The 12,751-nt window shown below is 62.3% G+C and carries 13 protein-coding genes; 2 read left to right on the top strand and 11 right to left on the bottom strand.

Annotated elements, in window-relative coordinates; genetic code table 11:
• Positions 1-47: 47 nt before the first annotated feature.
• The 3 genes from CUV01_RS10885 to dgcA all read right to left on the bottom strand — a co-directional run bounded on the left by CUV01_RS10885 (position 48) and on the right by dgcA (position 2,841).
• The gene (locus tag CUV01_RS10885; RefSeq protein ID WP_101460493.1) at positions 48-923 is read right to left on the bottom strand and encodes a sulfotransferase family protein; all 876 of its coding nucleotides are present in this window, start codon (positions 921-923) and stop codon (positions 48-50) included.
• An 11-nt stretch (positions 924-934) separates the two neighbouring features.
• Positions 935-1,795 carry a D-amino-acid transaminase gene (locus tag CUV01_RS10880; protein ID WP_101460492.1) on the bottom strand — a complete coding sequence of 287 codons (861 nt, stop codon included), beginning with the start codon at positions 1,793-1,795 and terminating at the stop codon, positions 935-937.
• A 62-nt stretch (positions 1,796-1,857) separates the two neighbouring features.
• A complete protein-coding gene (gene dgcA / locus CUV01_RS10875; protein ID WP_101460491.1) occupies positions 1,858-2,841 on the bottom strand; it encodes an N-acetyl-D-Glu racemase DgcA in 984 nt (327 codons plus the stop codon).
• A gap of 105 nt (positions 2,842-2,946) precedes the next feature.
• On the opposite strand from dgcA, the gene CUV01_RS10870 reads away from it, so the two are divergent.
• Together CUV01_RS10870 and CUV01_RS10865 are read left to right on the top strand one after the other, a co-directional pair.
• A complete protein-coding gene (locus CUV01_RS10870; protein WP_101460490.1) occupies positions 2,947-3,903 on the top strand; it encodes an L-malyl-CoA/beta-methylmalyl-CoA lyase in 957 nt (318 codons plus the stop codon).
• Between the two features lie 214 nt (positions 3,904-4,117).
• Positions 4,118-4,351, top strand: coding sequence for a DUF1289 domain-containing protein (locus tag CUV01_RS10865; protein ID WP_101462028.1), 234 nt, complete (start codon positions 4,118-4,120; stop codon positions 4,349-4,351).
• A 10-nt stretch (positions 4,352-4,361) separates the two neighbouring features.
• Here CUV01_RS10865 and CUV01_RS10860 read toward each other — a convergent pair whose 3' ends face one another.
• The 8 genes from CUV01_RS10860 to CUV01_RS10825 form a co-directional block, all read right to left on the bottom strand.
• Complete coding sequence (locus CUV01_RS10860; protein ID WP_101460489.1) at positions 4,362-6,503, bottom strand: esterase-like activity of phytase family protein; 2,142 nt, start codon at positions 6,501-6,503, stop codon at positions 4,362-4,364.
• 130 nt (positions 6,504-6,633) lie between these two features.
• Positions 6,634-6,972, bottom strand: a complete 339-nt coding sequence (locus CUV01_RS10855) for a MerR family transcriptional regulator (RefSeq protein WP_101460488.1) — start codon at positions 6,970-6,972, stop codon at positions 6,634-6,636.
• 1 nt (position 6,973) lies between these two features.
• Positions 6,974-7,915, bottom strand: coding sequence for a DnaJ C-terminal domain-containing protein (locus CUV01_RS10850; protein ID WP_101460487.1), 942 nt, complete (start codon positions 7,913-7,915; stop codon positions 6,974-6,976).
• Between the two features lie 102 nt (positions 7,916-8,017).
• Entirely contained in the window at positions 8,018-9,076 is a 1,059-nt protein-coding gene (locus tag CUV01_RS10845) for an aldo/keto reductase (RefSeq protein ID WP_101460486.1), read from the bottom strand.
• Positions 9,077-9,101: 25 nt separating this feature from the next.
• Positions 9,102-9,854: an ABC transporter ATP-binding protein gene (locus CUV01_RS10840; protein WP_101460485.1), complete on the bottom strand. Its 753-nt coding sequence runs from the start codon at positions 9,852-9,854 to the stop codon at positions 9,102-9,104.
• Positions 9,855-9,934: 80 nt separating this feature from the next.
• Positions 9,935-10,819 carry an ABC transporter ATP-binding protein gene (locus CUV01_RS10835; RefSeq protein WP_101460484.1) on the bottom strand — a complete coding sequence of 295 codons (885 nt, stop codon included), beginning with the start codon at positions 10,817-10,819 and terminating at the stop codon, positions 9,935-9,937.
• Entirely contained in the window at positions 10,816-11,736 is a 921-nt protein-coding gene (nikC, locus tag CUV01_RS10830) for a nickel transporter permease (protein ID WP_101460483.1), read from the bottom strand. Before nikC ends, CUV01_RS10835 begins: the two co-directional genes overlap by 4 nt.
• Entirely contained in the window at positions 11,733-12,725 is a 993-nt protein-coding gene (locus CUV01_RS10825; RefSeq protein ID WP_101462027.1) for an ABC transporter permease, read from the bottom strand. Before CUV01_RS10825 ends, nikC begins: the two co-directional genes overlap by 4 nt.
• Positions 12,726-12,751: the final 26 nt, after the last annotated feature.

The raw sequence follows: 12,751 nt of genomic DNA, 5'->3' as shown, positions 1-12,751 counted from the left end.
AGGCGGATAGCGGCAGGCTGGCGTCGATTATGGCGATCCTGGCGCCGTCAGCGCAGCTGCTTGCAGAACTCGGCCGGCAAGTTGGCTTCGAGGAAATCGAATTGCGATTTCAGACGCTCGCGCAGAATGTCGCGGACTTCACCGGGAGCACTCAATTCCTCAGGCGCAGCAAAGACCTTGCGGTGCAGCCCCACATACTCAAACGGCGGCAAATCCAGAAACGTCTCGATCTCGGCCAGCAACCCTGCCGGATCGGTGGCTATGCGACCAAAAGGCAGGATCAGCAGCCGGTCGGGGCCAAAGCGGGACTGCCAGCGCGGCACATATTCTGCGTAGTTGCCGCGATTATACAGCGCCGGGTCATCCAGCAGATCCAGCCACGGCTGTGCGGTGCGCGGGTTCTGCTTCTTGCGCGTCATATGCATCTTCATCTGCGAAATGACCCGGTCAACCGGCTGTCGGATCAGATAGATAAAGCGCGTGCGCGGCAGGAAATCGCGTACGAAATCGACGCCTTCGTCTGGAATGGTGGAGTATTCGGGGCTGATATCCAGCGTCTCATTTCCGCGCGGGGCGGGGGCAAAGATGCGCTTGTACCAATCATCGGTGAACATCGGCTCGGCCGTGATATCGTCAAGATAGTCGGTCAGACCCTGCGGCATCGGCTCGCCACGCGCGGCCCAACGCTTTTCGATGTTCTGGCGAGCCCTGCGGAAATGCCAGGGCAGCCATTGGCGATGCTCTTCGACAAAGCGGTGACTGAACAACTGCACCTCTTTGAAGGGCGGCGTCCAGACCTTGGGATGCTGGGACAGCATCTGCGACAACCATGTGGTGCCGGCCTTTTGCGCGCCGATCCCGAGGATCGTCGGCTTGCGCGGCTTGCCCGGCGCGTTCCAGTCGGTTTCGCGTTCGGTTGTCATTCGACCCGCACCTAGATCGCGGCCTTGCGGCTTTCGTCCAGATAGATCTCGCGCAGGCGTCGTGCGACCGATCCAACCTTTCCATCGCCGATCTGCGCGCCGTCGATGGCCACGATCGGCATGACAAAGGCCGAGGCCGAGGTCACGAAGGCCTCGTCCGCGTCCTGCGCCTCGGCCACGGTAAAGCTGCGTTCCTCGACCTTCATCTGGGCTTCGCGGGCAAAGCGCAGAACGGCAGCGCGGGTAATCCCGTGCAGAATGTCGCTGGACAACTCTCGCGTGATGATCGTGCCGTTCTTGACGATATAGGCGTTGTTGCTGGTGCCTTCGGTCACCTTGCCATCCTCGACCAACCAGGCATCGTCGGCACCCTTGGCCTTGGCCTCCATCTTGGCGAGGCTGGGAAACAGAAGCTGCACGGTCTTGATGTCACGCCGCGCCCACCGCTGATCCTCGGTGGTGATGATCTTCCAGCCGGTTTTCGCCGCGGGGCTGTCTGCCATGCCCGGCTTGGATTGGGTGAACATCACCACGGTCGGCTGCGTATCCTCGGGCGGGAAGGCGAAATCGCGATCGCCGGGATTGCCGCGCGTGACCTGCAGATAGATCGTGCCATCGGTGATGTCGTTGTCCTCGACCAGCTTGCGCATGGCGGCCAGATAGTCCTCATCCGAAAGTGGATTGCGTATCTGCAACGCCTCTAACGAGCGCTTGAGCCGTGCCTGATGGCCATCGAAATCAATCAGCTTGCCGTCCAGCACGCTGACCACCTCGTAGACGCCATCGGCCATCACGAAACCGCGGTCAAAGACGGAAACCCTGGCCTCTTCCTCGGGCAGGTAATCTTCGTTGACATAGACGATGCGGCTCATGGCGTTCTCCGATGCTTTGATGGGTGTTTCGCGTTCGACGCGGAAAACGTCAAGCGCGACGGCTAACCCCAGAATTCGTTCCGCGATGGATGCACCCAACTGCCGTCGTAATGCAGACCACCGGGACGATCCTCGGCCAGCAAAAGCGGGCCATCGAGATCAACGTAATTGACCCCCTGCGCCACCAGCATCGCAGGTGCCATCGCCAGCGAAGACGAGATCATGCTGCCGACCATCACCTTCATGCCGGCCCCCTGCGCCGCGTCGCGCAATGCCAGCGCGTGGGTCAGCCCGCCGGCCTTGTCCAGCTTGATATTGATGGCATCATAGCGCCCCTTGAGGCGCGGCAGCACCGCCATGTCATGGCAGCTTTCATCGGCGCAGATCGGGATCGGATGCTCGATTTCGGCCAGGGCCGCATCCTGAATGACGGGGACCGGCTGCTCGATCATGACGACGCCCTGCTGCCGCAACTTGGGCGTGTAGCGGATGTATTCGTCAACCGTCCAGCACTCGCCTACATCCAGAATGATGCGGGAATTTGGCGCGATCTCGCGCACCAGAGGGACCAATGCCAGATCATCCGATGACGATATCCGGAACTTCATCACCCGATGATTGCTGAAGCGGCGAATGTCTTCCACCAGACGCGCGCGGTTATCGATCGACAGGGTGATGATCGTCTCCAGCGGCTTGGGCTGCGGCAGACCGGCCAATTGCCAGACGCGCATCCCTTGCTGCTTTGCCTCCAGATCCCACAAGGCGCAGTCAACCGCGTTGCGCGCGGGACCGGGGCGCAACAGCGCCGGCAACCGCTCGCGGTCGAATTCCATGGGCAGTTGTTCGATCTGATTGGTGACGCTGTCCAGCGACTCGCCATAGCGGGGATTGGGAACACATTCGCCCCGTCCCGTCAGACCCTTGCGTGTCAGTGTCACCTCAATGGCGTCGACATGCAGCCGCGTCAGCTTGCCCAGTTTGAAATCCCGGCCGAACGAAAACCGTCGCCGGTGAATATTGACAATCAGCGGACCTGTTGGCGCCATCCTTGATCCTTCGCCGGAAATTCATTTAACCATTACTGACTTGATGCATTCCCAGCAATCCAATAACAACTTCGACATTAACAGCTTTTGCAGGATCGACCACACGTGAGCTTTCGTACCCAGCCGTTGCCCGTAGCCCGCCTGAACCGTTGTCAGCTGTTCGGGCCCGGATCCCGCACCGCGCTGTTCGAGAAGATGGCCAAGTCGGATGCCGATGTCATCAATATCGACCTCGAAGATTCCGTGGCGCCCGACGACAAGGAAGCCGCGCGGCGTCAGACCATTCAGGCGATTCGCGATGTGGATTGGGGCGACAAGACCCTTTCGGTCCGCATCAACGGATTGGACACGCCGTTCTGGGTGCGCGATGTCGTTGATCTGCTGGAGCAGGCGTCCGATCGGCTGGACCAGATCATGATCCCCAAGGCCGGCAATGCCTCGGATATTTATGCCGTCGATGCTGTCGTGACGGCCATTGAAAAGGCCAAGGGGCGCGCGAAACCCATTGCCTTCGAGGCGATCATCGAAACCGCCGCCGGCATCTGTCATGTCGAGGAAATCGCCGCCGCATCGCCCCGGATGCAGGCCATCAGTCTGGGCGCAGCCGACTTTGCCGCCTCGATGGGCATGGCTACGACCGGCATCGGTGGCACGCAGGAAAACTATTACATGATTCGCGAAGGCCAGAAATACTGGCCCGACCCGTGGCACTGGGCGCATGCCAAGATCGTCGCGGCATGTCGCACCCATGGCGTGCTGCCGGTCGATGGCCCCTTTGGTGATTTCAGTGATCCCGATGGCTATCGCGCACAGGCGATGCGCTCGGCAACGCTTGGCATGGTCGGCAAATGGGCCATCCATCCCAGCCAGATCGCATTGGCCAACGAAGTCTTTTCCCCCAGTGACGCGGCGGTCACAGAGGCGCGCGAAATTCTGGCGGCGATGGAAGAGGCCAGGAAATCCGGCGCTGGCGCGACGGTCTACAAGGGCCGTCTGGTCGATATCGCCTCGATCAAGCAGGCCGAAGTGATCGTGCGTCAGGCCGAACTGATCGACGGCTGAAAAGAATACCTCGGGGCGCGACACGGGGAGGTGCAGCGCCCAATCGAGGGAGGAGCGACAGGCCCTGTGGGAAACCACAGGGCCTGTCCATTTCTTGTGGGCGAAGCCGCCGGCATTCTGGGATTTCCGGCAAGCGATCAGACCAGAGCGCGGATTTCACACAAAGCGCGCCAGCCGCCTTGCATCGCAAGTTCTGGTGCATAAAGTGCCGGATATGAACGAGGCCATCCCTGTCTGGACCCGCATGGAACCGCAAAGCCCCTGCGTGAATATCTGCGTCATGCATCCGCAAGAGGGGATCTGCGTGGGTTGCTATCGCACGTTGTCAGAGATCGCCGGATGGGCGGGCATGACAGCAGCGGCGCGGCAGGCTGTGCTGGACGAACTGCCCGAGCGCAAGCCGCGCCTGAAAAAGCGCCGCGGCGGCCGCGCGGGGCGACAAGGCTGAGACCCAAACCCTAAGGGGCAGCAGTTCGGGGCGCGTCATCGGCCAGATTGCTGGACCAGAAGATCGTCTCGCCCGAGCTGTTATTGACCCCGTCATTGTCGGTAACCATCCAGACTTGCCCCTCAGGCACGATCGCCAGCCCTTCTACCTTGTCCAGAATATATCCACCCTGCGCGCGCAGATCCGGGATCAGATCGCGGACCACCGTCTTGCCAACCACCGGCAATTCAGCACCCGGCGCGGCAGGCTCCACGCCCTCCAGATCGACGCGGGTGATCTGCTTAACAGTGGCTGCATCGCCAAGCAGGTTATCGCGTTCCAGCACGTAAAGCGCGCCGTCATGCACGGCCAGATCGGACAGACCCACCCAGCCTTCGCTGGCTTCGATAGGATAATGGACAACCGCCCAGCTTTCCGTCTCGGGGTCCAGTTGCACCAGCTTGACCAGCCCGTCGGGATCGTCATCCCATTCACGCTGAATCGCCAACCATAGCCTGCCGTCCAACAGTTCGATCCCTTCCAGCCCAAAGCGCTTGTCATTGTCCTCAAGTTCGGCCGGCAACGAGATCTCGCGAATAATGGCCCCGTCACCATCCACCTGCAGAATGGCGTGGGGCATATCGTCCCCCCGCGCGCCCTCAGAGACCAGCCAGAACCCGCCCTGCCCGTCCGACACAATCCCCTCCAGATCCAGCATTTCGGCGGCTTTGCCGTCGCGGGTGACGATATGTCGAGCAGTGATGCGCGCCGGTGACTGCGCGGCGTCAATTGTAAAGATCGCCGGTGCTGCCCCGTAAAAGCCGTCGCTGACAGAGTAAAGCACGGTCGGATCAGCCGGGTCCGGGGTCAGCGCCGACAGCGTACCCCAGGGGATCAAGGGGTCACTGCCGGCGGATGTGATGGTGGGATAGATCGGCGTGCCCTCTTGCCGGGCATACAGCATCACATGCGTTCGTGCGCCGCCATCCTCGACCATGTCACCGGAATTTACGCTGGCCAGCAGCCCGCGCTCCGGGATCGCAACCAGCGCCTCGGGCTCGATCCCCGAGGGCAATGTCTGCAGCAGCTTGGGCGCGCTTGGGTCCGACGCGTCAAAGACGAAGACCGCATTGCCGCGCTCGGCGGCGATAAAGATCGTCGGCACGCCGTCAAAGCTGGCCGTCAGCACCGTCTCGGGCTGGCCACCGCTGTTTTCGCTGCGCCGCTCGGGATAGTGCCCGATCTTGATCAATTCCTGTTCAAGCAGGTTGCCACTGTCATACACAATCCTCCCATCGCGTCCCCAGATGGTGAACCCGCGACTGCCGCCATTGGCGGTCACCAGATGGCTGGCGTCCAGCCACGCGATTGCATCCGGTTCTCGCTGAACGGCGTCAAGGCTGCCGGTGGGGTCGATGACATCGTCCTCGACAATATCCACGCCGGCCAGATCAACCGTTCCTGCCGAAAAATGCGTCTCGACCGCGCCATCGGCGCCCAGGATCACGACGTGGTTTTCAGCTTGCAATGAAACGGCCAGCTCTCCCTCGGGGCCATAGGCGATATGGCTGGGCACACCGAAATCGGCGTTCAGATCGGCCAGTTCGATCCGGGTCAGCCCGCCGCAATCAAGCCTGTCACCGGTCAGCGGAATGGCCACCACAGCGCCGCCCGTATCACCGCCATAGCCCGCCAGCGCCACGGCCAACTGCCCGCCGTCCGCGCGGCTGGCCAGCGATGCGGGCTGACCGGCCAGATCGCAGCTATCGATCACGGTCTGTCCAGCCAGATCGACGCTGTGCAGCACGCCTGCGGCAGGCTCATCGTCCTGCGTCAGGTCAGCGGCGACATACCCTGTGCTGCCGATCACCGTCACCGCGACGGGCGCACCCTCGGTCGCGATCTGGCCTGCCGGGCGCGGGGCGGCAGGGTTGGCAATATCGATCAAACCAACCAGGTCGCGGCGGCTGTCGGAATAGACCAAAGTGGCGCCGTCATCGGTGCGGGCCATGCTGTCGGGGCTGGCCGGCTGATCGCCGTCAGCACCCTCACCAAGATTCTGATCGGTTGGAAAGCTGGCAAGGCGATTGAACACAGGGTCTGCCCAAGCCTGCGCACAGACACAGGATGCCACAATGGACAAGGTGCAGGCTGAAGGGAGGGGCAAACGCATGGCTGAATTCCTTTTCATCTGAATTTTTTTAGACGGCAATGCCGCCTATAAAACGCAGTAGGAAAACAGTTGGCGAATGACATCGACGTAGGTGGCGGAATACCGCTGGCGCGCCGCCATACGCGCCCGGTCAGAGCCGCGTTTGCCGGATCACCGTGTGGATGCGGGTGCGCACCTCGTCGGGTTCGGTGGCAACCGCCTGCATCAGCGCGCGCATGTCGCCGCGCATGCTGTTCAACTGGTCAACCAGCGACATGACCATGCTCAGCGAGTCTTCGGGCAGTTCATAGGTCTCGCACAGATCACACAGCAATTGCAGCCGTGCCAGATCGGCCTCTCGGTAGATGTGGCCGGCTTCGCTTTCGACGGGCTGGACGATGCGGGCGCGGATAAAGGTCACCAGTCGCTCGCCCGTCAACTCATCGATGGCGTCGATCGTTTCGGCTTCGGTATAGGTGCGAAATCTCATCTTACGCTCCTGTTTTCATCTTGGCGCGCGGGTCATAGCCATGCGTCTTGCGCCAGCTTTCCATAAAGGCCGTCAACTCGTCATCGGGTCTGGGCGGCATGACCACCTTCAACTCGACCTGCTGGTCGCCACCATCCACGCCGCGCCCGCGCAGACGCAGCTTTTGCCCCGTGGTTGCGCCCTTCGGGATGGTCAGGTTTACCGTCCCGTCGATGGTCGGCACCGCGACCTTGCCGCCCAACACGGCCTCGTCGATGGAAATCGGCAGGGTGACGAAAATATCGTTTCCGTCGCGTTGAAAGTCCGGGTGCTGACCGATGCCGAGCGTCAGATAGGCATCGCCCGGCCCGCCCTTGCCATAGCCGGGGCCACCCTTGCCCTTGAGCCGGATGGTCTGCCCATCATGCGCACCCCTGGGGATCGAGACCTCAAGATCACCGCCGTCGGGCAAGGTGATGCGGGTCTTGCCACCCGTGGCGGCGGTCATGAAATCCACTTCGAGCTGAAAGCGGTGATCCTGTCCGCGCATGCTGAAATCAGCCTCGCCGCCACCACCGCCGGGCCGACGGGCGCGGTAGCCGCCCTGCCCCTGAGCGCGGTGGCCGAACAGGTCCTCGAAGACACTGGACAGGTCTGGGTCGCCCTGAAAGCCGTAATCCTGCTGATAGGGGTTGCCGGCCGCCTCGGCATGTTCGCGGTAATAGCGGTGCTGCGGGCGTTCCTGGCCGCCCTCGTCGATCTCGCCCGCGTCAAAGCGGCGGCGCTGTTCGGGATCTTTCAGCAGATCATAGGCGGCAGCGGCGGCCTTGAAACGGTCGGCGGCAGCGGGATCGGGGTTCAGGTCCGGATGATCGGTCTTGGCGATCTTGCGATAGGCCTTCTTGATGTCGGCATCGCTGGCCGTCTTGGCCACACCCAGTGCTGCGTATGGATCACCTGCCATGCGATGGCCCCCTGTCTATCTTTCGACCTCTACAAGATAGTCGTCTGTCGGGTGACATCAATAGCCACCACCCGAGCCGCCCGGCAGGGCGGTGGCTGCGCGTCAATAGGGCAAGGGATGGGCCTTGTGCAGCCGGTCGATCGCCTTGGCCAGATCCTTGTCCAGCCGCCGATCCAGACCGGGCAGCAGATGCTCAAGTTGCGCGGTGCTGGTCGCACCGATGATGGGGACCACCTTAAAGGGCCGGGTCAGCTGCCATGCGACGGCCATGTGAACCGGGTCCCAGCCATGTTCCCGGGCCAGTTTCAGATAGGCCGCAACCGCATCGAGGGCACGCTCGGTCTTGCGTCCGCCCAGATTGCCCACGCCGCCCGTAGCCTTGTCGATTGCGGCCCGGCTGTCCTCGGGCACCGCACCATCCTGATATTTCCCGGTCAGCAGCCCCGCCGCCAGCGGCGAATAGGCCAGCAGCGTGACATCCTCGTTCACCGCGACCTCGGCCAGATCGGTGTCATAGAGACGGTAGAGCAGCGAATATTCGTTCTGGATTGCAGCCATGCGCGGCGCGGCGGTGTCATCCGCAATGTCGATCCAGCGGGTCAGACCCCAGGCGCTTTCATTCGACAGGCCGGCCGAACGGATCTTGCCCGCCTTGACCGCCGCCGCCAGCCCGTCCAGCACATCGTGCATGTGATCCAGCGTCTGCTGGCGGTTCTGTCCCGAAGGGTCATAGGTCCAGTTCTGCCGGAACGCATAGGATCCGCGCACCGGCCAGTGCAGTTGATACAGGTCTATGCGGTCGGTCTGGAGGCGCTGCAGTGAGGCATCGATACAACGCGTGATCGCGGCACTGTCGAAGGGTGTCATATTATTTGCGACCTGGCTGGGTCCGGTGATCTTGGTTGCGATCTCGACCTGATCGCGATTGCCGGTGCGGGCCAGCCAACTGCCGATGACACGTTCGGAATCGCCGATGGTCTCGCGCCGGATCGGGTTCACCGGGTACATCTCGGCGCAATCAAGAAAGGTGATGCCGGCCCCCAATGCCGCGTCCATCTGGGCATGGGCATCGGCTTCCTCGGTCTGGCGGCCGAAGGTCATGGTGCCAAGGCAGATTTCGCTGACCTCGACATCGCTGCCGCCCAGTTTCACTCGCTGCATGCTATTCCTTTGTCTTGGATTTCAATCAGGCCCGCTCATACCCGGCGCTGGCCGCGATCAGGTGGCGGGTATAGTCCTGCGTGGCGCCGCCATCGCGCAGCTGACCGACGGTCATGACCTCTTCGATCCGGCCGCCGCGCATCACCGCCAAACGGTCACACATATGGCCGACGACCGCCAGATCGTGGCTGACCATCACATAGGTCAACCCGTGCTCTGCCCGCAAATCGGTCAAGAGGTTCAGGATCTCGGCCTGCACGCTGACATCCAGCGCACTGGTGGGCTCGTCCAGCAGCAGCAACCGCGGTTCGGCAGCAAGGGCACGCGCGATTGCAACTCGCTGGCGCTGCCCACCCGACAGCTGGTGGGGATAGCGGAACCGAAAGCCCCGGCCCAGACCGACATCCTCGAGAAGGCGAGAGATGCGGTTGTCGATATCGTCCATGCCCTGCAGTTTCAGCGTTTCCGACAGCACCCGGTCGACGGAATGACGCGGATGCAGGCTGGCATAGGGATCCTGAAAGACCATCTGGACGGTCTTGTGAAAGGCGCGGTCGCGCTTGCGGCCCTCGACACGCTGGTCGGCGACCTCGACCTTGCCAGACCACGTGTCGATCAGGCCTGCGATGGCGCGCAGGATGGTGGATTTGCCACTGCCGGATTCGCCGACAAGGCCAAAGCTCTCGCCTGCTGCCACGCTGAATGTCGCGTTTTGTACCGCATCGACGCGGTCGGGGGGAAAGCCGAACCAGACGTTCAGATCGTCGATGTTCAGCATAAGCGCATCCTTGCAAACGGGGGGAATTCTTCCCCCCGCACCCCCCGGAGGATATTTGTATGAAGAAGAAACGCCACGGGTCAGAGGCCCCCCGGAAATTCGGTTTCCATGCTCTCGTCCACCAGCGACCCCTCGCGCCATTCATCCTGACGTTTCAGGACCGACAGACGCTCGACCGGGTGATCGAGGCGCGGCAGGCTGTTGAGCAGGCCGCGGGTATAGGGATGGCGCGCGTCGTGCAGATCCTTGGCGGCCAGCGTTTCGACAATGCGACCGGCATACATGATCAGCACGCGGTCGCAGAATTGCGCGACCAGGTTCAGGTCGTGGCTGATGAAGATCAGGCCCATGCCGCGATCTTTCACCAGCCGGTCCATGATGTTGAGAACCTCGGTGCGCACCGAGACGTCCAGCGCGCTGGTCGGTTCATCCGCGATCAGGATTTCCGGATCCGGCGCGAGCATCATGGCGATCATGATGCGCTGACCCATGCCGCCCGAGACCTCGTGCGGATAGGCATTCATCACGCGTTCCGGATCGCGGATCTGGACCGCATGCAGCATTTCCAGTGCCTTCTCGCGGCTCTGATCCTTGGGACCACCAGCATGTAGCCGATAGGATTCGACGATCTGGTCGCCGATGGTCATCACCGGATTGAGGCTGAACTTGGGGTCCTGCATGACCATGCTGATCTTGCTGCCGCGGATCTTGCGCATCGGGCGTTCGGGCAGGTTCAGGATCGACTGACCGTGCAATGTCATACGCTCGGCCGTCACCTTGCCCGGCGGGCGGACAAGGCCAAGAATGGCGCGGCCGGTCATGGATTTGCCGCTGCCGGATTCGCCGACAACGCCCAGTCGTTCGCGGCCAAGGTCGAAACTGACGCCGCGCACGGCCTCGAACACGCCCTGACGGGTGGGAAAGGCGACGCGCAGGTCTTTGACAGAGAGCAGGGGTTCGGTCATTCCTTGGCCCCTTTCGGGTCCAGCACATCGCGCAGACCGTCGCCCAGCAGGTTGAAGGCCAGCGACACGATAAAGATCGCAAGGCCGGGCATGGCAGCGACCCACCAGAAATCGAGGATATAGGTACGTCCGTCGGAAATCATCGCGCCCCATTCGGGCATGGGCGGCTGCGCGCCGAGGCCCAGAAAGCCAAGGCCGGCGGCCGAGAGGATGATCCCCGCCATATCCAGCGCGACCCGCACGATCATCGAGCTGATGCAGAGCGGCCAGACATGCCCGATCAGCAGGCGCAGCGGTCCCGCGCCCTGCAGCCGGGCAGCGGCGATGAAATCTGCATGTCGGATGGTCAGCGTTTCGGCACGCGCCAGGCGGGCATAGGGCGGCCAGGCCGTCAGTGCCAGTGCCAGCACGGCGTTGCCGATGCTTGCGCCCAGAGCCGCGACAAAGGCCAGCGCCAGGATCAGCTTGGGGAAGGCCAGAAAGATGTCGGTGATGCGCATCAGCACCTGATCGACCCAGCCACCGGCAAAGCCTGCGACCGTGCCGATGAACAATCCGATGATCGGTGCGATCAGGGCCACGGTGCCAACGATGAACAGCGTGATGCGCGAGCCGTGTACGATCCGCGACATGATATCGCGACCCAGATGATCCGTGCCCAGCCAATGCTCTGAGGATGGCGGTTGCAGCCGGCTGGCAAGGTCCTGGCTGAACGGGCTTTGCAGCGGCAGCCAGGGTGCAAACAGCGCCATGCCCAGCAGCAGGATCAGGATCACCAGTCCAAACATCGCCAGTTTGTTCGACCGAAAGGTCAGCCAGCCTTGATAGAACGCGCCAAGACGCGCCTGACGCCGGGTTTGCGGGGCATCCGACAGCAGCCATTCACGGCGGGTCATTTGCGGGGTCGCATCACTCATTTCGACCTCGGATCAAGCACGCGATACAGAAGATCGCTGAGAAGGTTCAGGCCGATGAAGCAGACGCCGATGACAACGGTGCCGCCAAGAACGGCGTTCATGTCACCCGCCAGCAGCGCCTTGGTGACGTATTGGCCAAGGCCGGGCCAGGAGAAGATGATCTCGGTCAGGACCGACCCTTCCAGCAGCGAGCCAAAGCTGAGCGCGATGACCGTGACCAGAGGGATCGAGATATTTCGGAAGGCATGGCGCCAGATGACCGCACGTTCGGACATGCCCTTGACGCGGGCCGTGGTGATATATTCCGCCGAAAGCTGTTCCAGCATGAAGCTGCGGGTCATGCGGCTGATATAGGCGAGGCTGAAATAACCCAACAGGCTCGCCGGCAGGATGATGTGACTGAACGCGTCCTTGAACGCGGCCCAATCGCCCGCGATCAGGCTGTCGATGAGCAAGAGACTGGTCACTTCGGGGACCATGCCGTCATACATGATGCCTTGTCGCCCGGGTCCGCCGACCCAGCCAAGCATGCCGTAAAAGATCAGCAGGCCCATCAGGCCCAGCCAGAAGATCGGCATCGAATAGCCGACCAGCGCCACCACGCGGGCGACCTGATCAATGATCCCCCCGCGATTGGCGGCGGCGATCACGCCCAGAGGCACGCCGATCAGCACCCCGATCAGGGTGCCAAGCGTCGCCAGCTCGAACGTCGCGGGAAAGACGCGCTTGATGTCGTCGATCACCAACTGCCCGGTGGAAATCGACCGGCCGAAATTACCGGTCAGAACGTCACCGATATAGCCGATGAACTGAATGTAGAGCGGTTGATCAAGGCCCATGGCCTGATAAGCCGCGTCATATTGGGCCTGAGTGGCGCGGTCGCCCACAACCTTCAGCACCGGGTCGATGGGCATGACCCGTCCGATCAGGAAGGTGACCAGCAACAGCCCCAGCAGGGTCAGAGCCAAAGACAGAAAGACGCCGCCGATCCGCTTGGCGCGCCGGCGGCGGGCAG

Source organism: Paracoccus tegillarcae (assembly GCF_002847305.1).
In the GTDB taxonomy this organism is placed as follows: Bacteria; Pseudomonadota; Alphaproteobacteria; order Rhodobacterales; family Rhodobacteraceae; genus Paracoccus; species Paracoccus tegillarcae.
The sequence above is the reverse complement of the archived record's forward strand: the minus strand, read 5'-3'. Positions and strand labels throughout refer to the sequence as shown.